At 47.2% G+C, this 23,616-nt stretch carries 18 protein-coding genes; 5 read left to right on the forward strand and 13 right to left on the reverse strand.

Translation table 11 applies throughout. The features are described 5' to 3' along the window. Positions 1-24: 24 nt before the first annotated feature. The 5 genes from BGI33_RS11410 to BGI33_RS11430 form a co-directional block, all read right to left on the reverse strand. A complete protein-coding gene (locus BGI33_RS11410; protein WP_100091310.1) occupies positions 25-2,403 on the reverse strand; it encodes a DNA translocase FtsK in 2,379 nt (792 codons plus the stop codon). A 112-nt stretch (positions 2,404-2,515) separates the two neighbouring features. Continuing rightward, the gene (locus BGI33_RS11415; RefSeq protein WP_100091375.1) at positions 2,516-3,622 is read right to left on the reverse strand and encodes an anhydro-N-acetylmuramic acid kinase; all 1,107 of its coding nucleotides are present in this window, start codon (positions 3,620-3,622) and stop codon (positions 2,516-2,518) included. A gap of 8 nt (positions 3,623-3,630) precedes the next feature. Then, the gene (gene xth / locus BGI33_RS11420; RefSeq protein ID WP_100091311.1) at positions 3,631-4,395 is read right to left on the reverse strand and encodes an exodeoxyribonuclease III; all 765 of its coding nucleotides are present in this window, start codon (positions 4,393-4,395) and stop codon (positions 3,631-3,633) included. Between the two features lie 71 nt (positions 4,396-4,466). Further along, positions 4,467-5,798: a M23 family metallopeptidase gene (locus BGI33_RS11425; RefSeq protein WP_257379470.1), complete on the reverse strand. Its 1,332-nt coding sequence runs from the start codon at positions 5,796-5,798 to the stop codon at positions 4,467-4,469. 82 nt (positions 5,799-5,880) lie between these two features. Then, positions 5,881-7,122, reverse strand: coding sequence for a YihY family inner membrane protein (locus BGI33_RS11430; RefSeq protein ID WP_100091312.1), 1,242 nt, complete (start codon positions 7,120-7,122; stop codon positions 5,881-5,883). 132 nt (positions 7,123-7,254) lie between these two features. Between BGI33_RS11430 and wrbA the strand changes: the two genes are divergently transcribed. Together wrbA and nfsA are read left to right on the forward strand one after the other, a co-directional pair. Then, on the forward strand, positions 7,255-7,854 hold the full coding sequence (gene wrbA / locus BGI33_RS11435; RefSeq protein ID WP_100091313.1) for an NAD(P)H:quinone oxidoreductase: 600 nt from the start codon (positions 7,255-7,257) through the stop codon (positions 7,852-7,854). Between the two features lie 19 nt (positions 7,855-7,873). Further along, on the forward strand, positions 7,874-8,614 hold the full coding sequence (gene nfsA, locus BGI33_RS11440; RefSeq protein ID WP_100091314.1) for an oxygen-insensitive NADPH nitroreductase: 741 nt from the start codon (positions 7,874-7,876) through the stop codon (positions 8,612-8,614). A gap of 77 nt (positions 8,615-8,691) precedes the next feature. On the opposite strand, the gene BGI33_RS11445 is transcribed toward nfsA, so the two are convergent. The 3 genes from BGI33_RS11445 to BGI33_RS11455 are packed head-to-tail and all read right to left on the reverse strand — an operon-like array spanning position 8,692 to position 12,539. Next, complete coding sequence (locus tag BGI33_RS11445) at positions 8,692-9,846, reverse strand: GDSL-type esterase/lipase family protein (RefSeq protein ID WP_180297090.1); 1,155 nt, start codon at positions 9,844-9,846, stop codon at positions 8,692-8,694. After that, a complete protein-coding gene (locus BGI33_RS11450) occupies positions 9,836-11,047 on the reverse strand; it encodes an SGNH/GDSL hydrolase family protein (RefSeq protein ID WP_100091316.1) in 1,212 nt (403 codons plus the stop codon). Before BGI33_RS11450 ends, BGI33_RS11445 begins: the two co-directional genes overlap by 11 nt. Next, positions 11,034-12,539, reverse strand: coding sequence for an MBOAT family O-acyltransferase (locus BGI33_RS11455; RefSeq protein WP_100091317.1), 1,506 nt, complete (start codon positions 12,537-12,539; stop codon positions 11,034-11,036). The genes BGI33_RS11450 and BGI33_RS11455 overlap by 14 nt, the downstream gene beginning before the upstream one ends. Before the next feature lie 739 nt (positions 12,540-13,278). Between BGI33_RS11455 and BGI33_RS11460 the strand changes: the two genes are divergently transcribed. From BGI33_RS11460 to BGI33_RS11470, 3 genes are read left to right on the forward strand one after another with little or no spacing between them, the layout of a single operon-like run. Continuing rightward, a complete protein-coding gene (locus BGI33_RS11460) occupies positions 13,279-14,256 on the forward strand; it encodes a cation diffusion facilitator family transporter (RefSeq protein ID WP_100091318.1) in 978 nt (325 codons plus the stop codon). Positions 14,257-14,292: 36 nt separating this feature from the next. Next, on the forward strand, positions 14,293-14,946 hold the full coding sequence (locus BGI33_RS11465; protein ID WP_100091319.1) for an HAD family hydrolase: 654 nt from the start codon (positions 14,293-14,295) through the stop codon (positions 14,944-14,946). A gap of 25 nt (positions 14,947-14,971) precedes the next feature. After that, the gene (locus tag BGI33_RS11470; protein WP_100091320.1) at positions 14,972-15,673 is read left to right on the forward strand and encodes an aspartate/glutamate racemase family protein; all 702 of its coding nucleotides are present in this window, start codon (positions 14,972-14,974) and stop codon (positions 15,671-15,673) included. 90 nt (positions 15,674-15,763) lie between these two features. Here BGI33_RS11470 and BGI33_RS11475 read toward each other — a convergent pair whose 3' ends face one another. From BGI33_RS11475 to BGI33_RS11495, 5 genes are all read right to left on the reverse strand, one after another. Continuing rightward, positions 15,764-16,651, reverse strand: a complete 888-nt coding sequence (locus tag BGI33_RS11475; protein ID WP_100091321.1) for an NAD(P)H-hydrate dehydratase — start codon at positions 16,649-16,651, stop codon at positions 15,764-15,766. Between the two features lie 70 nt (positions 16,652-16,721). Next, entirely contained in the window at positions 16,722-19,286 is a 2,565-nt protein-coding gene (glnD, locus tag BGI33_RS11480) for a [protein-PII] uridylyltransferase (protein WP_257379462.1), read from the reverse strand. 2 nt (positions 19,287-19,288) lie between these two features. Then, on the reverse strand, positions 19,289-20,527 hold the full coding sequence (locus BGI33_RS11485; RefSeq protein WP_180297089.1) for a multifunctional CCA addition/repair protein: 1,239 nt from the start codon (positions 20,525-20,527) through the stop codon (positions 19,289-19,291). Between the two features lie 183 nt (positions 20,528-20,710). Beyond that, positions 20,711-22,024: an SLC13 family permease gene (locus tag BGI33_RS11490; protein WP_100091322.1), complete on the reverse strand. Its 1,314-nt coding sequence runs from the start codon at positions 22,022-22,024 to the stop codon at positions 20,711-20,713. 822 nt (positions 22,025-22,846) lie between these two features. Continuing rightward, the gene (locus BGI33_RS11495) at positions 22,847-23,407 is read right to left on the reverse strand and encodes a DUF4303 domain-containing protein (protein ID WP_100091323.1); all 561 of its coding nucleotides are present in this window, start codon (positions 23,405-23,407) and stop codon (positions 22,847-22,849) included. Positions 23,408-23,616 lie beyond the last annotated feature (209 nt).

Below are 23,616 nucleotides of genomic sequence, written 5' to 3' on the forward strand. Positions count from 1 at the left end.
TTATATGGACTGCTTCCGAATGGACTACAGATTGTCTTTTTGTGCCAGAATCCGCCGGTTACCGCCCAGTTCGGCAGCAGAGACAATGCCAGCAGCTTCGAGTGCTTCCATCAGGTTGGCGGCACGATTGTAGCCAATGCGTAGATGACGTTGTAATGAGGAAATAGAAGTTTTGCGTGTTTCGAGTACGAAAGCCACTGCCTGATCAAATAATTCGTCGCTGTTGGCATTTGGGTTAACTTGATTGACGTTGGTTTGGGCGGCTTCGCCAGACAGTAAACCTTCCACGTACTGAGTGGGTGCTTGCTGTTTGATGAAATTAACAACGGCGTGTACTTCTTCGTCAGACACAAATGCGCCATGCAGGCGGGTTGGTTCAGCCTGACCGGGCGGTAAAAACAGCATATCACCTTTGCCAAGCAGGTTTTCTGCACCCATCTGGTCGAGAATGGTGCGGCTATCGATTTTGCTGGATACCTGAAAGGAAAGCCGGGTGGGGATGTTGGCTTTAATCAGGCCGGTAATGACGTCGACGCTGGGGCGCTGGGTAGCCAGTATCAGGTGAATGCCAGCAGCGCGGGCTTTTTGTGCCAGACGGGCAATCTGCTGTTCTACTTTTTTGCCTTCAACCATCATCAGGTCGGCCAGTTCGTCAATGACTACTACAATGTAAGGCAGTTTATCCAGCGGCTCCGGTTCATCAGGATTGTTACTGAACGGGTTGACCAGCGGGGTGGAAGCAGCTTTGGCCGCTGCTACTTTGTCGTTGAAGCCAGTGATGTTGCGTACACCCACGTGTGCCAAGAGCCGGTAGCGTTTTTCCATTTCGGTAACGCACCAATTAAGTGCCTGTGCAGCTTCTTTCATGTCGGTAACTACTGGTGCCAGCAGGTGCGGAATGCCGTCGTATACGCTTAATTCGAGCATTTTCGGGTCTACCATGATGAAGCGTACTTCATCTGGCTGCGCTTTGTATAAAATCGACAGAATCATGCAGTTGACGCCGACTGATTTGCCGGAGCCGGTGGTGCCGGCAACCAGTAAATGCGGCATTTTTGCCAGACTGGCGATAACGGGTGCGCCGGCAATGTCTTTACCCATGGCCATGGTTAATTTATCGGCAGCATCATGGAAAATTTTTGCGCCAAGAATTTCTGTTAGCAGAACGTTTTGGCGTTCATCATTGGGCAGCTCAATTCCCATGGTGGTTTTGCCGGCGATGGTTTCGACAACGCGTACGCTCTGGACGGACAGTGAGCGTGCCAAGTCTTTGTTGAGATTAACTATCTGGCTACCCTTGACGCCTTGTGCCGGTTCGATTTCATAGCGGGTGATGACGGGGCCTGTGGTAGCGCTGGTAACTTCTACTTGAACGCCGAATTCTTTTAATCTGGATTCGATATGTGCGGCAGTTTGTTGCAGAAGTTCACTGTTGACGACGGCTGGCTGGCTGGTTGGCTTACTCAGTAATTCAACATCCGGTAAATGGATAAGGCCATTTTCACTTGTTGCAGCTGGCTGGCTGGGCTCTGGTGTCGATTCGGTTATGTTTTGTGCTATTGTGGGTTCAGTACGCACGGCTACAGTTTTGCGATTGCTGGTAGCAAGCACAGGCGTATCGATATTTTGGGCGGTAATGGTTTTGGCCTGTTTGACCATGCGCCTTACGGTTTTATTGTTAGGAAATTCGGTAATCAGACGTCTTGGCCGGCGCAGCAGTTTGCACCAGAACCATTCACACTGGGCGCCAAGTTTTTCGATTACTGTTAGCCACGATACCTGTAATAACAGTGACACGCCAATCAGCATCATGAAAATACTGATAATTAATCCACCGGTAAGGCCGAAAAATTGCTGTAGCAGCCTGCCGAGTAATTGCCCGATCACACCGCCAGCACCAATAGGCAAGGCATCCTGTAGCATGTTGGCAAACACCAGATTTTCCAGAGCAGGACTGAAAACGAGCAGGATAAATAAACCGGTTAAGGCCAGCCAGCTGTTATAGGGCGTACTGTCATCGCTGGTATTGAGTGAGCGAGCGTTTAGAGGGCGAAAACTCCGATAGAGAGCCATGATAGCGGCGATAATGCTCCACCAAACGGATAGTCCGCAAATGTAGTAGCCAATATCAGATAACCAAGCTCCAGTTAAGCCGGCCAAATTATGGGGTTTGTTAATTTGGACGATGCCGCGTGACCAAGCCGGATCTGCCATATTGAAGCTGATTAATGACAGAATGGTAAACAAGGTAATCATCAATGCCAGCAGCCAGAAAATATCGTTAATCAGGTTCATTAACCACGGCTGTTTCGGTTTACTAACTTTCTGCGCCTGCACATTCTGTGATTTTACTTTTTGTGACGGCTGTTTACGGGGGACGGATTTTTTTCGTGTGGTGGCCATAAATCTTGCGATTGAATTCGGTATTCTTATCTGAAATTAACCGGTTATTATAAGGTCTGTTGGCGATTATAGCTGATATTGATAACAGGATTTAACGGTTTTTTGCGGATAGTTAAGCCCAGTAGCCGCAACCGAGAATGCGCGCACCGACAGCACCGGTAGCATGATGGGTGGCCACGGGCTGACGTTGATACCAGCATGCCGCTAGCCAGGCAAAGGCAGCGGCTTCAACCAGTTGTGCTGGTATTTGTAAATTATCGGTACTGTGTAGGGAAATCTGGTGCTGTTCAAGCAGTTGTGCCAGTGTATGCATTAAGAGTCGGTTTTGGCTTCCGCCGCCGCAGACATAGACGTTATTGGTGGCGGGTGCGGCATTGATGATGGCGTTTATCGCAGTTTGTGCAGTAAGCTCGAGCAAGGTACGCAGAACATCAGCAGGGTTTTCCTGTCCGGTGAGATATTGGTTGAGCCAGTCGAGGCTGAATAAATCGCGGCCGGTACTTTTGGGGTAGGGCTGGCTGAAGTAGTCATGGCCGAGCATGGCTTGCAATAGTGGCTCAATGATTTGTCCCTGACTGGCCAGTGTACCGTTGTAATCAAATTCCTGCTGCCAGTGATGTTGTACCCATGCGTCCATAAGCATGTTGGCTGGTCCGGTATCGAAACCGAAAGCAGGCTTCTGAGGTTGCAACACGCTGATGTTGGCAATGCCACCCAGATTCAATACCACACGACTATGCTGTTCACTGGCAAAAACGGCCTGATGAAAAGCTGGTACTAATGGCGCGCCCTGACCACCTGCGGCCAGATCGCGACTGCGAAAATCGCCTACAGTAGTGATGCCGGTGAGCTCGGCCAGTAATGCCCAGTCCATTAGCTGAATACTGTAGTGTTGCTCAGGTGCATGGCGTATGGTCTGGCCGTGGCAGCCAAGCGCCGTTATCGCCTGAACCTCTATATCGGCTTCAGTGAGTACGGCACTTACTGCCTGTGCGTTGAGGTATGCCAGTTCCTGTGCCAGTACGGCTGCCTGTGCCAGCTCATTGTGCGCTGGTGTTTGCAGCGCCAGTAACTTTTGTTTCAGATTTTCGGAATAGGGAATGAATGCATGCGCACAGACGCCCTGCCATTGGGTACCTGTGAGCTTGGCCAGTACTGCGTCGATGCCGTCCATGCTGGTACCAGACATAAGGCCAATATAGTATTGGCAGGATTGCATGCTGTTCATCAGGCGAGTGTAGCCATAACCGGCGCATGGTCACTGGGGCGTTCCCAGCCACGGGCGGCGCTATCAACCTGTACTTCACGTAATGCCGGTAATAATGGCTGACTCAGCAGGATATGGTCAATGCGTAACCCGAGCTTGCGTTTGAACATGTTCATGCGGTAATCCCACCAGGTGTAGTGGGCGCTGTCGGGATACAGATAATGCAGGCTGTCGGTCAAGCCCAGTTGCAGCAGTTGCTGAAACCAGCTGCGCTCCTGTGGCGAGCATAGTACTTTGTCCTGCCATTTTTCTGGATCGTAAACATCTATATCCTGCGGAGCAATATTGAAATCACCCAGCAGGATGGTTTTGGGATGCTGTGCCAGTTCACGACGCATATAGGCATTTAGCGCGGCAAACCAGCGCTCTTTATAGGCAAATTTTTCACTGCCTACTGCTTCACCGTTTACGCAATAGGCACAGATAACCCTGATGTCGTTGATGCTGGCGGCAATAATGCGCTTTTGCGGTTCATTCAGCTCAGGAATATCGATGGTAACCTGCTCAAGAGGCTGACGGCTAAGTATGGCAACGCCATTGTAAGTTTTCTGACCATTCCATGCTGCATGATAACCAATCCGGGTAAATTCGGCCTCTGGAAATTTGTCCTGCTCAAGTTTTAGCTCCTGCAAGGCCAGAATATCCGGCTGGTTCTCTTCCAGCCAGCGCAGGGTGTGGGGCAGGCGCACATTCAGTGAGTTGACATTCCATGTAGCGATTTTCATGATGAATTCTGTAACAGCAAAACGGTTATTGTATGCGTAAAATGTGGTGAATTCCAGACTGGATACAGTGATTAATCCAGTTGTGCAATGCTTACCCTGAGGTTGCGGATGCTGGCTAGCTGCTCATTCCAGTGGCGCTGTTTCTGCCTGAAATCGGCCAGTTCGCGAGCATTCAGTGTACGGGTGGGCAGGGCGACGCTGGTTGGGTTTACCGGCTGGCCGTTAATCCGCACTTCGTAATGCAGGTGCGGGCCGGTAGAAACACCGGTGCTGCCCACATAACCAATAATTGTTCCTGCCCGCACATGCTGGCCGATACTGAGGTTGGCAAAGGCACTCATGTGTCCGTACAGGGTTTGCATGCTGTCGTTGTGGCGTAATACGACTGTATTGCCATAACCACCTTTGATGCCAAAACTTTCAACGGTACCATCAGACGGTGCATGGATGGGGGTGCCGCTGGCGACAGCATAATCAATGCCGCTGTGCATGCGCAGTGTTTGCAGTATCGGATGAAAACGGGTGCCGAATGGTGAGGAGATTCGCGCACCTTCAACCGGTACACTGGTAAAGCCTTTGCGCAGCGGTTTGCCGTTGGCATCATAATACTGGCCATTGCCATCATTGCCGGTATCGTAATAATAGGCCTGATATAGATTGCCATTATGGTTGAATTCGGCGGCACGGATATCGCCGGTAGCTAGTTCCTGCCCACGATAATAGAGGCTGTCGTAAATCAGGCGGATGGTATCACCGCTTTGCAAGGTGTTGATGTCTATTTTATCTTTGAAAATTTCACGCAGTGATTCGCGGATTTCCACGGGTATGCTTGCCTGTGCCAGTGCGCCGCGGGCGGAGGTTTTTACGACTACAGCCTTGAATGTTGGCAGAGTTTCGGTATCAACCGCACTCACATCGGCATGCCAGCTATTGCCAGCTTTTTTCAGTGCCACCAGATTTTTTTCACCATTGTCGTCGTCATTAAAAAACTGGATATCGGTGAGGTGACCATTATTATCCATGCGTATGCTGAATACCTGATTAACCTGTAAATGCTGTACTTTATTTTTGATAATTTTAAGATTGGTTATTTGCTCGATTTCTTCGGGGCGGATGCTAAAGCGGCTCAGTACCATGCTGATGTTGTCGCCCGGCTGAACAATTTCATCACGCCAGAAATTCAGGTTCACAGCATGAGTTTTGATGGTTACCGGTGCTATTTTCAGGGTGATGTGTTTTGCCTGATAGCGCTCTGGAGTATGTTTGCGGCTGGAAATAAGCACAACAGCTATGCACAGTAGCAATGTGATGGCTACGGCAATGCTACACCAGAGTTTGGGTTTGCTGGCTATTTTCTGCCTGAGGTGCCGGAGTAACACTGCTGAGTGGGTAAACATAGTCATGGTTGTTATTTTGCTGAAAGTGCAACGCTAAAACCGGTAAATGTAAAACTATTTACCTGAAAATGCCAGTGGCAGATTATTTTTATGCTTCATTTTGTGACTGCTGGCCTGAAAGCTGCTGTGGCAACTGTTTTGCCCATTCACACAGACTGATATCCAGTTGCTGTAAACACGGTTGCAGCAGTGACTGAATGGAACTGCTTATTGCTGAATTGTGGTTTGGCTGATAAATAAATAGTTTATACAAATCGGCCAGCATGATTTTGTCTGGATCTGTTTGCAATAGCCAGCCATTGCTGCTGTGAGCAATATAATGTTGTTGTTCGAGCTGGGTAAGTATCTGGTCTAGATGTTTATCGCTGATACTGAGCTGTTGCTGAAGCTGACCGGATTTGACAGCCTGTCCCTGTTGCTGAGCCTGTAATAGCTGGTATAGCATATCCAGTGCGTTTTCAAATGGCTGACACTGATGCAGATAGCGAAATCTTTCCTGATGCCAGTAGGGTAGTGAAGAAGTGAGTACGGCACCGGCGAGTAATAAAAGCCATAATAAATTTAGCCAGATTAAAAACACCGGTATGGCAGCAAAGGCACCGTACACTTTCTGGTAATTGCCAAAATCAGTTACGAAAATGGCAAATCCACGCCGCAGTAAATCCAGCCCGACTGCTGTGATGATGGCACCCAGTAAAGCATGATGCCAGTGAACAAAGCAGAATGGCACCAGTTTGTATATCAGAAACAGCAACAGGGTAATCAGTGCCAGATTGGTAACAATGCCAAAAAGTGTGCTGTAAAACGGAATCTGGCTGGCCATATTGGCCGGATTGGACAATAAACCAATGGCTGAAAGACTCATGCCCAGTACTACCGGCCCAAGAGTGAGTAATGCCCAGTAAATCAGGATTCGAATCCATAGCGGGCGCTGGTCGCGTGCCTGCCAGATTTGATTGAACGCATGTTCTATGGTCTGAATCAGCATCAATGAAGTGATAATCATAAAGCTGATGCCTACTGCGGTGAGGCCGCTGGCTTTATCGCGAAAGGCATACAGATAATCGCTGACTGAATCAGCACCGGCTGCCGGCACAATAATGTGAGTCAGAAACTGGTTAAAGCGTGTGGCCATATCCGCGAACATGGGAAAGGCGTTTACCACAATCACGGTAATGGTAAAAAACGGTACCAATGCCAGCAAGGTGGTGAAAGTCAGGCTGGCGGCAATCAGGGGCAAATTACAGCGTTGATAATTTTGTCCGATAAACAGTAAAAACTGCGGCAGGCGCTGCTGTAAATATTTGCTTTTAAATGAATGTATATCCATGGCTACTCCTGACAAGTGGCTAGTTGATTGTAACCAAAAAGCGCATACAGTGCAGAATTTCCGTGCTGACTGGTCAAGCTATGACAGTTACGGCACAATAATGGCATTCAAACACTGTTCAAGGAGCGGTTTATGGCAGATTTACCCATTCTGGTGGTGTATTACAGTTTGTCTGGCAATACGCGCAATCTGGCATTGGCGCTGGCTCGCGGAGTAGACAGCGTGGCTGGCTGTGAAGCGCTGTTGCGGACTGTGCCCAAAGTCTCGGCTGTGTGTGAAGCAACTGCTGCGGAAATTCCAGATGAGGGTGCGCCCTATGTTATGCTGGAGGAGCTGCAAAACTGTGCCGCGCTGGCACTGGGTAGCCCAACCCGCTTTGGTAATTGCGCTGCGCCTGTTAAATATTTTCTCGACAGCACCAGCAGCCTGTGGCTGGCCGGTAGCCTGATTGGCAAGCCAGCCTGTGTATTTACCAGTAGCACCAGTTTGCATGGCGGCCAGGAAAGTACACTTTTAAGCATGATGACACCATTATTGCATCACGGTATGCTGCTGTGTGGTATCCCGTTTAGTGAACCGCAGCTGAATCAGACACAAAGCGGCGGCACCCCTTATGGTGCCAGTCATGTTGCAGGAAACGAAAATTGCCCCAAACTAAGTGATGCAGAAGATGCACTGGCATTTGCTCAGGGCAAACGACTGGCAGAACTGGCGTTGCGTTTGGCGCGCTGAAATAACTTTAGGAATTATGATGAGTTACCACTCCAATTTAAGCAGTGCGGCTACTTTGCCCACTATTTACCGTCACCGCTCCATTCGTAAATTTACCGAGGAAGCGTTAACGGATGAGCAGCGTGAAGCCATTTGGGAAGCAGGACGTGCAGCTTCTTCATCCAGTTTTATGCAAAGTACGCACATTATTCGCGTAACGGATATGGAAAAGCGTGCAGCTTTGTGTGAAGTTGCCGCTAATCAGAAATATGTGCGCACCGCAGCCGAATTCTGGGTATTTTGTGTGGATTACACCAGACACAAGCTTGCTTTTCCTGAAGCGCAGCTAGACTGGACTGAAGGCATGATTATCGGGGCTGTTGATGCGGGCATTATGGCGCAAAACTGTCTGTTGGCTGCTGAATCGCTTGGATTGGGCGGGGTGTATATTGGCTCTCTGCGCAATGATGTGAAACGGGCAGCCGAAATTCTGGAATTGCCCCAGTTAACCTTCCCCCTGTTTGGACTGTGTCTGGGGCATCCGGCACAAGACCCGATGTATCGTCCGCGCTTGCCGCTGGATACATTGGTGAGCGAAAACCGCTATCGCCCGCTTGATCCGGCTAAACTGGCCGCTTATGATGAACAGCTTACGCTGTATTACCGTGAGCGCAGCGGGCTTGATCTGAACTGGAGTAAGGCGGTAGCCAATAATTTTGCTCAGCCGGTACGTCCGCAGATTCTGCCATTTTTGCACCAGCAGGAATTGGCCAAACGTTAAACAGGTTCGCTAAAAAATTCACCAGTTCTGGCTGTATCAGCCGGAACTGGTGTTATTGGCTTAAAACAGGATTAATGCTACTGTCGCAGTGACAGAATAGTGTCTGCCAGTGCCTGACCAAGGCGCTGATAACCACTGGCAGTAAAGTGAACGCCATCACCGCGCGCTAGTCCCTGATTTATCCATGATTTCATACTGCACTTGCCACCCATAACTGCCTGCCAGTCCCAGTAGAGAATATGCTGGCTTTGAGCCACTTCTTTTTGCATTGTCTGTAATTCAGTTAGTTTTTCCGGGCGTACGCCACAGGAACCGGCAGTACTTTTCAGGCTTTCCGGCGCGCCCAGAAGCATAATGGCGCTATTGGGTGAAGCAATGCGAATCTGGGTAATTGTCTCAAGCAGATTCTGCTTAACTGTTTCGATTTCTATACCGTTATAGGCTTCATTTGTGCCAAAGGCCAGAATAATCAGGTCTGGCGCAATCACATTCAGCTCCTGCTGCCATGCCTCTGTATTCCAGCGGTTCCACTGATTGAGCTGAAAACCATTAATTCCCAGTGCAGAAAGCACTACTCCCTGCCGGTTTTGATTTCGTGCCCACCAGCCGCCGATAGCAGTCTGAAAATTCATGCCTGCTTTAATCGTAATTGGAAAACGCGCATTAAACTGGCTGAAATGCCACTGATTATCTTTAGGCTGTGCAGAAAGCAAAATCTGCTGGCCGTTACTGTCGGTAACTGTTAAATCTTCATCGTTCTGTCCCTGTCGGATACTGACAATAACCGTTTGCTCTGCTTCGGGTTCACGGGTTTTGATGGTCATCACCGCACCGACAGAAGGGGTAGCAATCAGGCCACCAAGGGCGTAGTTCTGGCTGGTTTCCGTACGGCTGGATACGGCTTGCCAGCCCTGATTCTGATAGGTAAAGCGCGCCAGCCGCATACCGGGAAACTGAGTGGGCATTGCCCAGCCGGGGCCACCATTGCCCAATTGCTGTTGCAGACGCACACGTGCGGCGTTGGTGAGGTAATCTGCTGCGGTGTGAGAATCGCCCAGTTGCACAATGCTGATGCTTTTATTCTGTAAAGCCTGAGCCAGTTGTGCAGTATGGTTAGCCTGAGAAGATAAAGGGGCACGATTGTGGCCAGATTGAACCGGAGCAGGATCGGCTGAGCAGGCCATTATCCAAAGACAGCAGCCCAGAATGGCAAAATGTTTTTTAGTGTACATTTGATGTATCGTTTTCAACAGGCTGTACCGGTAGGTTAAAGCGGTTAAAAATGTTTCTGGCAATGATTTTCTGTCCTGATATTGTGAAATGAATACCATCCGCACTACGGGTTTTAATTTTCTTTCCATCAGCTTCAGTAACTGTATCATTGAATCCATTACCATTGCTACCGAGCATAGCCCGGGTATCAATTATATAGCCGTGATTTTTGCTTACTTCATCGGCCGTGAGCTCGCGCAGGTAGGCCATTTGTTCGTTAAGCTTATTGCGACGCATATCCGGTGGCGTAAGCCATAAAACAGTTACCTGATGCTGCCGGGCTGTATCCATAATGGTTTTAATCCGGCTGCGGTACATACTTTCCCATTGTGCAGATGCAAAGCTGATGAAACGGCTGCCGTTACGCGGGTCGGGAATATCCCACGGGTCATTCGGGCCGAGAAATATTACCAGTATTTTGATATGCGGATGCGTATCCAGAGTATGGGCAATGGTTTGCGGCCAGTTAAAAAAGCTGGGGTAGCTAAGCCCGGTACTTTGCTTGCTCAGATTAATGGTTTTAATACCATAATCTTCACTCAGCCATTTCTGCACATGTGGTGCCACACCTTGCATCAGTGAATCACCGGCAAAAAATACTTCATCGGTAGGCGTGAGGGTAAAAGCTGCCTTAATACTGTTTTCTCTGGCTGCTTTTTGTAGAGCCAGTTGGCGTTGTTGTTCGGCCAGTTGTGCCTGTTGCTGTATTCTGGCCCAGTCACTTTCAGCGTAAGCATAATGCTTATTAAAAGCAGTAATAATATTGTGGTTAGCTGTGGCAATATTCTGATTAAGCCAGTCGATACCATCATTAAGCATCATGCCTGCCTGTGCGCCGCTTTGCCACCAACGCTGCTGTTTCAGTTTTGATAAAATACTGTTCTGATGATAAGTCTGCTGATAATAAGCCGCTACCGAATCTTGCATCAGCCATAAGGAAACACTGGCAGTAATCACTAAAGCAAGAAAAACAAAGCGAAATTGCTGCTTGTTGCTTTTGTCTACCTGAACTTCAGTTTTCGGTTCTTCACTGACTACTACCATAGGCAAGGTGGTGACTGTTTTCAGGCTAACCACAGGCATGTACTCAAACTGGCTGTATTTTCTTTGCTGGTTGTGGTTTTGATAAGAAGGCAGACGACGGTATTTAGAAGTTGGCATAGATAAATCCCGGGATACCAGCCGGCGCGCAGATTAATACCAGAACCAGCAACAGCAATAAAGGGAGGATCAGGCTGTAGCGAGGTAAGGTATCAGCACGCTCATATAACAGGGTGATGAATTTTGCCAGCAATGGATACAGTATCCATGCCAGTAACAACAGGCTAAAAAAGTAAAATGGATTGGTGCTCAGCGGCACATTAATATGGTTGTATAGCAGCGCGTGTAACAGGAGTAAGGCATCATTAAGGGTTGGCGCACGGAAAAAAACAAAACAGAAGCACACAAAATGTACCGTAAGCACAATACTGATGATTTTGCCAGCCTTGCCGCTTTTGCTCAGGCCGTTGCGTGCCTGCTCCAGCGTGCAGTGACGCAGGCGCGAGTGCAGTAAGTCGCCCAGATTGAGCAATATCATGCCGGCGCCGTGTAAGAGTCCCCAAATGAGAAAATGCCAGCCATTGCCATGCCAGATGCCGGATAAAGCCATGGCAACCAGCAGATTGAGCTGAGTACGTGTCGTACCGTGCCGGCTACCGCCGAGTGGAATATAAATATAGTCGCGTATCCAGGTGGACAGGCTGATGTGCCAGCGCAGCCAGAATTCACGGATATTATGAGCCAGTAGCGGCGCGCGGAAATTTACTGGCAGACGAAACCCTAGCAGCAGCCCTATGGCCACCATCAAATCACTATATCCAGAAAAATTGAAAAAAAGCTGTACGGTATAGCCGTAAATGGCCGCCAGTATCTCCAGACTCTGATACTGCATCGGATTGGCAAATACCGGATCAACCCAGTTGTCGGCAATCCAGCCTGATAACCACCAGTTTTTCATCAGTGCCATGACTATCAGAGACAGTGCCACAGTGGGCGCCAGAATCCGGCGGCATTGCTGAGTGTGGATTTGCGTTACCATGCCGCAGGGCTTGCCGGATATATCTGTTAGCCCGCGTGCATCATAGGCACGTGCAATCGGGCCGGCTGTAATGGTAGGAAAAAATGCCAGATGCAGAGCCAGAGCGGGCAGGGAAAGATGCCTGCTCTCCGGTTGCCCTTTGCTGCGCGACTGATACAGGGAAACCAGATAGCTGATTGCCTGAAATGAATAATAGGATATGCCCAGCGGTAATATAATGCTCGCCAGCCAGTCGGAATTCAGTCCGAATGTATCTAGGCTGTTGCCCACCGGGGTACGGAAAAAATCGAAATATTTCCACAATATCAGATTCAGCAGGGTAATGGCACATCCTGTTATCAGCCATATTTTCGGCTTGCTGCCGTGATTAATCCGGATGGAAATGGCGTAAATGAATACGGTGAATACCAGTAAGGTAGTCAGTGCCTGTGCTTTGCCGCTCAGATAAACAATGAGATAGCTAGTACACAGTAAAAGCAGATTTTGTAGCTGCGGTTTGGCACTCAAAAGCCAGTACAGGCAGAAAAAGGCGATAAATGACAGGCCGAATTCGATGGAAATAAAGCTAAACATGAAGCAGATAAACAGTCAAAAGATAGTGATTGTTAAACCATGCCAAACAAGACTAAGTAGAAAAGTTTATTAAAATCAGTTAATTAATGTTTATGCGTATGGGCAGACTGCTAGTGAGTAAGCTATGCGCCTGCTGTATTCATAACAGGATTGTAATCGAATAGTGATGTTATCCGGGTGCTATTTATACGCTAAGAATTAATATTCACACATTATGAATCCAAACCCGCATATTCAGACAGAGTAAGGGTTTGCTCTGGTTTTACGCAGCTGAATCTGTATTCTTTTCAGTTAATCTGAATTGGCTGTAATACCCTTAATCCGATACTGCCATGCCAAGGTTAATTGCATCAATAAAGGGAAACGATATTTTACCCGTAAATGTGAAATATTGTAACGAAATTCATATATAAAATTTTGTTATCAAAATAAATTTAATTTAAGGATATAGCTATTGGTAGCTGGCAGGATGTGCAGAAAACTGTATGCTTTTTACCGTTTGTCTGCCATAAATGTTTCTTGGCGAAGAACTTTATTGAAACAGCGGTCGATTGTCTTTTTTTTTCTGCTATTATCAAATAAAGCTAGGTATTTATTATCTTGTCTTGCAAGAATTTTTGTCTTAGTAACAGGTTCTGGGATTCTCCGCTTGCAAACCACAGGCGCAAATAGGTTTGATTTTGACCATATGGCAGAATTTAACCTGCGCCGATATTGGGCGATTAAAAAAAGGCTTTCTATGCACGAACATAACCATACACATGAACACCATCATGATGGTGCACATCATCACCATATAGGTGCACACAGTGCAGATAAGCAGGTTTTACGCATTTCTCTGCTGGTTATCGGTGCATATATGGTGGTGGAAATTATTGGCGGTTACTTAACCAACAGTCTGGCTCTGCTGTCGGATGCTGGGCACATGTTTTCAGATGCGCTTGCGCTGGCATTATCCTTGATTGCGTTTCATCTGAGTGAGCGTCCGGTAAATCAGCGTCAGACCTTTGGTTATAAGCGCTTTGAAATTATTGCTGCCGCGGTGAATGGTATGGCGCTGATTGCGATTGCAGTGATGATTGTGTATGAAGCAATCGGCCGTTTTGTCAATCCACCAGATATTGCTACCCGTGGCATGCTGATTATCAGTGTTCTTGGCTTGCTAGTGAATATCGCTATTGCTTGGTATATGTATCGCACTAGCGAAACCGAACATAACGTCAACATGCGCGGTGCCTTTTTACATGTATTGGGCGATTTACTGGGTTCTGTGGGGGCAATCGTTGCAGCCATACTCATGATGCTGTTTGGCTGGCGCTGGGCTGATCCGCTTGCCAGTATCGTGGTGGCCTGTCTGATTGCCTACAGTGGTATTGGGATTTTGAAAACTACTCTGCGCATTCTGATGGAAGGTACGCCAGATGCCATCGAACTGGAACAACTAAGCAACATTATTCTGGCTATGCCCGGAATTGAAGCTGTGCATGATTTGCATGCATGGACGATTACCAGCAATATGAATGCTTTGTCCTGCCATATCGTAGTCGATGGTGCATTAACGGTTACCGAAGCTGAAAAACTGGTGAATGAACTGGCAGAAATACTACTTCAGCATAACATCCATCATGTAACTGTACAGACAGAAAGTACTGCCCATACGCACAGCAATAACCTGTTATGCTGTATGCCATCGGGTGCTCACCAGCATGCACATTAATACAAAACATACGGATTATATACTGGATAGAAAATCATGATTAAAGCAGTGTTATTTGATTTGGATGGTACGCTTGCCGATACTGCGCCGGATTTGGGCGCCGCCCTCAATCGCGTACTGGAGAAGCAGCATTTGCCGCCTAAAAGTATGGCGGAAATTCGCCCAGTTGCCAGCCATGGTGCCGCAGGGCTGATTAAGCTTGGTACGGGGATGCAGGCAGACAATCCGGAGTTTGCTGCTTTAAGACAGGCTTTCTTGGCAGAGTATGAACTGCACTTTACCGAGCAGACTGTACTGTTTGGCGGTATTGACGAAGTATTACAAAAACTGGCTCAGCAGGGTATAGCATGGGGTATCATCACCAATAAACCGCATGTATTCACCGATCGTCTGGTACCGAAGCTGGGTTGCAGTATTGCGCCAGCAGTGGTGGTAAGTGGCGATACCACCAGTGCGCCCAAGCCAAGTACCGAACCGATGCTGTATGCCTGCCAGCAGATAGGCGTGGCTCCAGAAAACTGTCTGTATATTGGTGATGCGGAGCGTGATATGCAGGCCGGGCGCAATGCCGGCATGATAACCGTACTGGCAAACTGGGGCTATATAGGTGCCGAAGACAACACAGCAAGCTGGCCGACAGATTATATTATTGAGCAGCCAAAAGAGATTCTCGAACTACTGAAAAAATAACTTTTAACTCATAAGGAAAAATAGCATGAAAACCATTGGTTTACTGGGTGGCATGAGCTGGGAAAGCTCTGCCCAATATTATCGTATGATTAATGAACAGGTGCGCTATCGTCTGGGCAGCACACATTCAGCCCAAAGCATCATGTTATCCGTGGATTTTGCGGAAATTGAAGCATTGCAGCATCTGGGACGCTGGGATGAGCTGGCCGAGAGCATGTGTACGGCTGCGCGCCAGCTGGAGCAGGGCGGTGCCCAATGCATAGTGATTTGTACCAATACCATGCATCGCATGGCCGAAGAGGTTCAGAACAGTGTAAACATCCCGCTGCTGCATATTGCCGATGCCACTGCACAGCAGATCTGTCGCCAAAAACTCCATAAAGTAGGCCTGCTGGGAACAGAATTTACCATGAAACAGCATTTTTATAAGGGGCGGCTTACCAATAAGTTTGGCTTGGAGGTGCTGATTCCGAATGATACAGATTGCCAGATCGTACATAAAATCATTTATAACGAACTGGTATCGGGTGTTATCCGTGAAGAATCACGCCAGCAATACCGGCAAATCATTCAGCGTCTGGCTGATGCCGGTGCAGAAGCGATTATTCTGGGCTGTACCGAAATTATGCTACTGGTATCGCAGGCTGACAGTCCGGTTCCGGTATTTGATACTACTGCTATCCATGCTACTGCCGCAGTGGACTGGGCTTTGGCGGATGAACAATAAATGCGCAGCTTTTTTCCGATATCGTAAAAGCTGATATAAAGCCAACACAGGTGACCATTATCTGCTAATGGCCACCGTTTTTTATCGTTTTCAGGCTGAGTTAGTCAGACGGTTACGCAGCCAGCGTACAGCCGCTGCTATTTCGCTGGCACACAAACCTATGGGGCCGGTTTCACTGGCTGCAAGGATGTCGGCGGCGGCACCATGTAACCATACACCAGCGAATACCGCCTGTTCCGGCGGTATTCGCTGAGCCAGCAAACTGCCAATAATACCCGCGAGCACATCACCACTACCGGCTGTTGCCAGTCCTGAATTGCCGGTTTCATTTTGCTGTATCCGTCCATTGGGTGAGGCAATCAGACTCTGATGCCCTTTCAGCACCACCCATGCACCATATTGTTCGGCCAGCCTGCGCACAGCCTGATGGCGGTTACTTTGTATCTCACTTATTGTGCAATGCAGCAGGCGTGCAGCTTCGCCCGGATGCGGCGTTAAGATAATGTTTTGCTTATTCTGGTTGCTGGTCAGCAAGGCTGGCTGTTGCGCCACCAGATTGAGTGCGTCGGCATCCAGTAGCATGGTAGTGCTGTTCTGTTGCAGGCATTCAGTCAGCATGGTTAAAGCAGAGGTATCAGTCCCCAGGCCACAGCCAATCACCCATGCAGTAATATCTGAGCGTTGCAATAGACGGCCTGCGGTACTAAGCATGATTTCTGGCTGTTGAGCCAGTAGGGGCATTGGTAAAGCCGGCTGGTGAAAGCCAAGCCATACCTTGCCGCAGCCGCAATGCAACGCAGCCATCCCAGCCAGTGTAATCGAGCCGGCCATTCCTTCAGAACCGCCCACAATTGCCAGCGTACCAAATGTGCCTTTATGGCTTTGCGGTGAGCGTGGCTGGCACAGAGCTGGAAAATGTGTATGTGCCAGTCGCCGCCATTGCCTCAGCATATCTTTATCAATCTGAAATCCGTTCATTGCATGCTCCCTGTCATTACAGCTTACTGCGATCGTAAAGTATGTTCCCGTTGATAAGAATCAATCCCATTTATAGCAGGAGCTGATCCAGCAGGGCATTTTTAAGCCGTAATTGCTGCTGGGTATCGGCTAGCTGGGGGGCATACACCAAAAAACTGTCTTCCACACGTTCATCCAGAGTCATGATTTTGGCAAAACGGATACTGATGTTCAGTTCGGATAAAACGGCGGCAATATTGGCCAGTAAAAATCGCCGGTTGGCCGTGATAATGTGCAGGTTATACCAGCCGGTATTATCTTCTTCATCAATGCTGATACGTGGTGCAATTGGCATATGGCGGCTTCGCCGGCTCAGGCTGGCCGGATTATTAGTAGGCATCGGCAGATGACCATTAACAAACTGATTGAGAGCCAGCTCGGTTTTATTCTGAATAGCTAGATAATCGCCTGTATTGAGCCCCGGGGGAAATTGCAGAATAAACGTGTCGAGAATAAAGTTGTGCTCGGTAATATAAGCGCGGGCAGTCAAGATATTCATACCGGCCTCACTGAAAACAGAAGCCAGCTCGGTAAACAGTTTCGGGCGATTAGGCATATACACCATTACTTTTAAAGTATCGGTGTCTGGCAGTAGCTGGCTGTGTGCCTGCGCCTGCTGTTCATAATTAATAATTTTTGACAAATGCCACAGAATATCCTGCCACTCATGGCGGGCAAAATAAGCCTGCCCCAGAATGTGCCACAGCTCGCGTTGCTGTGCTTCGCTGATATGATACTGACTTAATTCATGCATTGCCTGCTGCCGGCGGTCGAGGATGGCCGTTTGCCGGTTACTTTGTTTACCGCTCAAATGGTGCAGTGCAGCTTTATATAATCTTTCCAGCAGACTGGCTTTCCATGAGTTCCAGATTTTCGGATTGGTACCACGAATATCAGCTACGGTAAGCAGGTACAGTGCAGTCAGGCGCTCAACCGTTTTTACCTGTTTGCTGAATCGGGCAACCACTTCCGGGTCCTGAATATCTTCTTTTTGTGCTGTCATCGACATCAGCAGATGCTGCTCCACCAGCCACGCGAGTAAATCACTTTCTTCCGCATCCAGAAAATGATCTTCAGCAAAACGCCGTGCATCTGGCACACCCTTTTGCGCATGGTTGCCACCACGCCCTTTGGCAATATCATGAAACAGCGCTGCCATGTATAAAATATGTTTATGCGCAAAGGTATGCATCAGGGTAGAAGCAAAAGGCAGCTCATGGCTGTGCTGCTCCATGGCCAGACGCCGCATATTGCGCACAACCATTAATATATGGTCGTCTACCGGATAGATATGAATCAAATCATGTTGTAGCAGACCAACGATTTTTCCCCATGCAGGCAGATAGCGTCCCAGCACCCCATACAGATTGATAAACCGCAGTAAATGGGTTAGCCCGTTGCCATGCCTGAAAAAATCGGCAAAGCATTTACGGTTGACCGGATGCTGATAAAACGTTTCATCAACCAGCTGGTGTGCTGCCGCCCACCAGGCACGCAAGGTTTTGGGCGCGAGGCCAGTAATATCACTGTGTTCCTGAGCAATGCGCAGAATGGTAAAAATATGCTCCGGTTTCTGCCAGAAAAGTTCAAGGTCATGTACCGCCAGCATATTGCCAACCTGATAATAATGCTGGTCAAGTTCCACTACCACACGGGGTAGTGCAGCATAGACACGGTCGCGCAGCATCGGCACCAGAATACCACTGAGCTGTTTTACCCCTTTTAGTGCACGGTAAAAATCATGCATCAGTTTTTCACTGGCGCGTGAAGTGGCATCATCAACGTATCCCAGATTCTGTGCCACCTGTGTTTGCAGATCGAAAATAAGCCGGTCTTCTGCCCGTTTGGCAGTCAGATGCAGCTCAATGCGGATTCTCGCCAGCTGCTTCTGGCAGCTAAGTAACAGTCTTGCTTCAGTGCGGTTCAGAATTGCTTTTTTCATCAGTTCATGAATCTGCGGCGGTAATCCCTGCACCTTGGCCAGCCACAACAGCGTATGAATATCACGTAAACCACCCTGAGTGGTTTTTACATTCGCTTCCAGCAGGCTGGCTTCTCCTGAGGCCTTAGCATAGCGCTGCCATTGTTCCAGTATCTTACCTTCAATAAAAGCGGCCACATCACGTTGCAAATCGAGCTGATGGATAAATTCTGTTGCCAGTTGCCGCTGGCCGCACAGAAAGCGGCTTTCCAGTAAGGCAGAGTCGCCCGTTAAATCCTGCCGTGCACTTTCACATAATTCCTCAATCGTGCCCATCTTTGGTGCTGGCTGTAAGCGCATATCCCATAATATTTGCACAAATGCGGCAATCTGCTGCTGTAGGTCAGCATCAATCACATTTTTGCTGACAATAGCCATATCCATATCCGAATACGGATACATCTCGCCGCGCCCAAACCCACCTATAGCCAGTAAACACAATTGCTGACCGGCAAAAAATTCCTGCCACAGCGTTGTCAACACTTCGGTAATAATCTGAGTATGCTGCCGAAAATATACAAAAGGATGCTGGCGTTGCCGGTACATCTCAGCAGCAAGCTGCTTGTGCTGATGTAATCTATCCGACAATTGGGTAACAAGCGCTGAGGCAAACATAATTAATAGCCGTTGGGTTGGGATTGACGATAAGCATTCTGTAACGGACGGATCTGATTCAGTCTTGCCTCATCTATAGCCTGAGCAATCTGCTGCGAATCAGCCGTAGTACGGGCAATTGCGGCTGCATCAATATCCAGCGCTGCCGACTGCATGGCCAGCCAGTGCTGCTGTTGTGGGTATTGCTGCTGTTCAAATCCCAGCCGCCCGCGTATATCAGCCACACATACCCGTAAAATCTGGGTAAAACGTTGCGGGCGGCGCAAGGCATCAGTCTTTTTCAGAATATCCAGCACCGTTTTCGGTTTGAGCTGGCTCACACTGTGCAGCCTGATATGATAACTGCAAACCAGCAATGCTAATTGTGCACAGGCTTTGGGCACCTGCCAGCGCTGGTTTACTGTCTCCACCGGCTTGATTCCGGCCTGATCGTGTCCGGGGTGGCTTGGTAACTTTTCAGCAGGTGTTAATGCTTTGCCCAGGTCATGGGTGAGAGTCGCGTAGCGTTCTTCCAGCGAATAATCATGTTCGGCAGCATACTGTAAGCAAAGCAGCGTATGTTCACCAGCATCTATTTCCGGATGGTAATCAGCACGCTGTGGTACGCCAAATAAAGCATCCACTTCCGGCAGAATAATCTTCAGAGCACCGCAGGCGCGCAAAACCTCTATCATTAAACGCGGCCGCTTTTCCATCAATCCCTTCGCCAGCTCCTGCCATACCCGCTCTGCAACCAGTGCATTTACCTCACCATTGGCCACCATCTGGCGCATTAATGCCATCGTTTCATCCGCAACCCGAAACCCGTAGCGGGCTGCAAAACGAGCTAGACGCAAAATCCGCACTGGGTCTTCCGCGAATGCCGGGCTGACATGGCGCAAGATACCGCGGCGTAAATCAGCCAAACCATTGTAGGGATCGATCAGATTGCCTGCTGCATCTTCTGCCATGGCATTAATGGTTAAATCACGCCGCTGCAAATCCTGTTCCAGCGTGACATCAGCGGCTGCATGAAAGGTAAAGCCACCATATCCTGCTGCCACTTTGCGCTCCGTGCGTGCCAGCGCATATTCTTCATGTGTTTGTGGGTGCAGAAACACCGGAAAATCCTTGCCAACCGGCTGATAGCCAGCCTGTAACATATCTTCAGCATCAGCACCCACCACCACCCAGTCGCGGTCAGCCACTGGGCGTTGCAAATACTTATCCCTTACCGCACCACCAACTAAATAAATTTGCATATCAAATGTATCAATCAAAAACAGAAGGTCATTGTGCCGTAGTCCGGTACAGTTGTTAACTGATTTTTCCACCGGCTTAACTGGCTACAGGCAGGAAAACGAGATATGAGGTCAGTCAGATTCAGTGACGCACAGAAAATAAAACGCTCTGCGTACAGGCAGAGCGTTGACATTGCATGATGATTACATCATCAGCGCAGGCACAATCATGGCCAAACCCGGCAAAATTGGTACTGTAGAAAAGGCAACAATCAGCAAACGTTTAAACATTGTCTCCTGCTGTTTTTCATCAGTAACACTTACTACCAGCGTACCGGCAATATGAATCGGATTAACCACACTGAGCATAGCTGGCGCAGCACAGGCCATTATAATCAGTGAAATTTGCGGAGATTCGCCAAAAATGGTGAATACCATCGGAATCATCAGGCTGATTACGCCCAAGGTAGAAGACTCTACATTACTCAGGAACGTAGTCAGGTAAGCAAGCATAAACAGCAGGGCGATTTTACTGCTGGTCAGACTTAACAGCCCATGTTCAACTGCATCCATGGTATTTATCTGCATCATGGTACCAATGAGAACCAGCAAGCCGCTGATAACCACCACTGCATTCCAGGGAATTTTTTTCACAAAATCCTTACTGTTTTTGGGGAAAAACAGCATCAATACCACAGCCAGCGTCAAGGCAGTCAGGCCAACATTGGCTTTAGCAAATACCACCAGTAGCAGAAAAATCAATACGGCAATCGTAGAGCATATTGCGTAAAATGGCTGTAATTGATGAGTATCACAGGTTTCCTGTTTGATTGGTTTAAGCAGCAGAAAACCCTTTACAGGCTTGTCAGTATTGTCTGCATCAACCACTCTTTTTTCATGAAACACAATCTGTAAAGCAATGACAAACAGAATACTGATTACTGTACCCAGCAGCCACACCAGCCACGGGTTATACTCCACCTGTGCTTTTTTAGCCGCATCGAGAATTACCTGACCGGTAGGATTAATCGGCGACAGTGCACCCGTATTGGCACCAATAATTGCCGCCATTTCACAGATAAAAAACAGTCGGGGATGTTTTCTGCCTAAAGCCGCAATTACTGGCACCAGCAACGTAATCGAAGCAGTAGAAAAGGCACCGGCTGTTGAAATAGCAAAGCCTATAAAATAGCCAATCCACGGCACAACATGAGTATAGTGCCCCATTTTGGCGTAGACCTTATCTGTAAACCAGCTCAGACCACCGCTTTTTTCCAGATGGGCAAATAATAAAGATACTCCGATTAACAGCGTGACAATAGCACCGGGAAAATGATGCAGAACCTCCTTACTGCTCAGTACCATCCCTGTAGCGGAACTATCTGCAATTTTAGCAGATGCCATAACCAACACTGCTGTAGCACTAAACCCCAGCAAACCTATATTGACATGTCGCCAGACAGCCAGAATCAAAATCACAACCAATAATACGAGCGATAATACTTGTAGTAAGTTCATAGATAGTCCTGATTTGTTATCGTTCTGAAAAAAATTACGCTGAAAATCGTAAAATAATCAAACAGAATTTATGTTTATTTTGAATTAAGTGGTACCCTCTTTCGTTAAAGTTCAGTGGATTCTTAACTTGTCATTTATAGCGTATTTGCCGGATTTTAACAAACAAAAATTAACTAAATATTCATATTTGTTATGATGAATGCTAGTGTTGAAGTATGGCGTTGAAATAAAGTATAGGATGTATGTTTATATAAAATAAAAGAAAAAAATTTTATTTGATGATATTTTGTTTCCGGGGAAAACAGAATGTGCTTATCAAAATTATTAATGTTTATACACATAAAGAATGTATGTACAAAATTGTTAAATGCAGCGATTAGCATAAACTCTCCACGTTATTGCCGATAAGCATAGCTGTTGCCTGGAATAATCGGGAAGGTTAAAAAGCAATTATCAAGTAGGTGCCCGCAAATCGTAGCTTGCTACTCAGCGGCATAACAAGCCACCAGCACACTCGCTATACCAACCAGAGTTATCACACTCAGCAATAACACTAGAGGATATTCCGCCATAAGCAGCGATAAATGCCCAGTGATCCAAAATCATAAAAATCATCGGCCTTATCTGGCTAATCAGCCTGATAGCAGACGATTTCACATTATTCAGATAGAAAAGATAACAGAATTAGCTGGTTAGTAGTCATGCTGAGCAAACTTTCATCTGGCATCTGTAACTTGGATATAGCACTATCGTACCGCTAAAAACCAGTATTGATATAAATATACTTTACGCCATGAGGATAAATAGTCATAGGCAAAAATATTAATCAGGTAAAACTAAATTCATGCGCTGTAAGGCTTCTTCAATATCTTCATCGTGGTCTATACAAAAAAATTTAAAATCATTCGTTTTAGGAATTTTTTTAAAAATATCTGTTTTTGAAAATTCAACCAGTTGCTTCGTGAATAAATCAAGCAAACTATTGGCGAAAGCTTTCCATGCACCATAATCGTCATTAACATCATTAGGATAAAGTTTATTAAAATAGTTTTCTAGTTCTTCCTCACTAAAAACGTATAGCGTATCAAAACATTGATATTCCCAATCACCAGTATTGTATCTGAGTTGATAAATCGCCTCTGTTGTTCTGTAATTCTCAGCAAAATCCCCGTTTTGATACCTGTTTAACACCTTAGAAAAAGCATGTTCAGTATTAAAGCATAAATTAATTTCACCGTATTCAACGTTACAATCAAAAGCAAAAGCGTAAAATCTTAACTCAGGGTGTTGTATTAGAAATTTCTCAACCCCGTTAATAGAAAAATCAAGAATTTTTTTACTTATCTTAGAGTTGTAGCTGACCAAATAATTATTCTCTCTCATTGTGGAATACTATTTTTATTAATTAATAATATATAATCAATTCCTAAGCAATCATTAAAGTGATTACAATAATCTCTCACTTCCTTAATAAAATATTATATCTAAAACACTAATTGGTATATTGGTTGGGAATTGACATAAAATCAAAAGTATAAAAAAGAGTGGAATATTATTAATTAAAAAGCAGCCAATGGTAACAAATAGTTTAT

It is taken from the genome of Snodgrassella alvi (assembly GCF_002777425.1).
GTDB lineage: Bacteria > Pseudomonadota > Gammaproteobacteria > Burkholderiales > Neisseriaceae > Snodgrassella > Snodgrassella alvi_B.

Bases quoted from the DNA above. Each gene is read 5' to 3' on its own strand.
- BGI33_RS11460 (WP_100091318.1), top strand. From the start codon at position 13,279: ATGCACGAACATAACCATACACATGAACACCATCATGATGGTGCACAT.
- BGI33_RS11455 (WP_100091317.1), bottom strand. From the start codon at position 12,539: ATGTTTAGCTTTATTTCCATCGAATTCGGCCTGTCATTTATCGCCTTT.
- BGI33_RS11490 (WP_100091322.1), bottom strand. From the start codon at position 22,024: ATGAACTTACTACAAGTATTATCGCTCGTATTATTGGTTGTGATTTTG.
- xth (WP_100091311.1), bottom strand. From the start codon at position 4,395: ATGAAAATCGCTACATGGAATGTCAACTCACTGAATGTGCGCCTGCCC.
- nfsA (WP_100091314.1), top strand. From the start codon at position 7,874: ATGAGTTACCACTCCAATTTAAGCAGTGCGGCTACTTTGCCCACTATT.
- BGI33_RS11425 (WP_257379470.1), bottom strand. From the start codon at position 5,798: ATGACTATGTTTACCCACTCAGCAGTGTTACTCCGGCACCTCAGGCAG.
- wrbA (WP_100091313.1), top strand. From the start codon at position 7,255: ATGGCAGATTTACCCATTCTGGTGGTGTATTACAGTTTGTCTGGCAAT.
- BGI33_RS11410 (WP_100091310.1), bottom strand. From the start codon at position 2,403: ATGGCCACCACACGAAAAAAATCCGTCCCCCGTAAACAGCCGTCACAA.
- BGI33_RS11495 (WP_100091323.1), bottom strand. From the start codon at position 23,407: ATGAGAGAGAATAATTATTTGGTCAGCTACAACTCTAAGATAAGTAAA.
- BGI33_RS11430 (WP_100091312.1), bottom strand. From the start codon at position 7,122: ATGGATATACATTCATTTAAAAGCAAATATTTACAGCAGCGCCTGCCG.
- BGI33_RS11465 (WP_100091319.1), top strand. From the start codon at position 14,293: ATGATTAAAGCAGTGTTATTTGATTTGGATGGTACGCTTGCCGATACT.
- BGI33_RS11445 (WP_180297090.1), bottom strand. From the start codon at position 9,846: ATGTACACTAAAAAACATTTTGCCATTCTGGGCTGCTGTCTTTGGATA.
- BGI33_RS11415 (WP_100091375.1), bottom strand. From the start codon at position 3,622: ATGCAATCCTGCCAATACTATATTGGCCTTATGTCTGGTACCAGCATG.
- BGI33_RS11475 (WP_100091321.1), bottom strand. From the start codon at position 16,651: ATGAACGGATTTCAGATTGATAAAGATATGCTGAGGCAATGGCGGCGA.
- glnD (WP_257379462.1), bottom strand. From the start codon at position 19,286: ATGTTTGCCTCAGCGCTTGTTACCCAATTGTCGGATAGATTACATCAG.
- BGI33_RS11470 (WP_100091320.1), top strand. From the start codon at position 14,972: ATGAAAACCATTGGTTTACTGGGTGGCATGAGCTGGGAAAGCTCTGCC.
- BGI33_RS11450 (WP_100091316.1), bottom strand. From the start codon at position 11,047: ATGCCAACTTCTAAATACCGTCGTCTGCCTTCTTATCAAAACCACAAC.
- BGI33_RS11485 (WP_180297089.1), bottom strand. From the start codon at position 20,527: ATGCAAATTTATTTAGTTGGTGGTGCGGTAAGGGATAAGTATTTGCAA.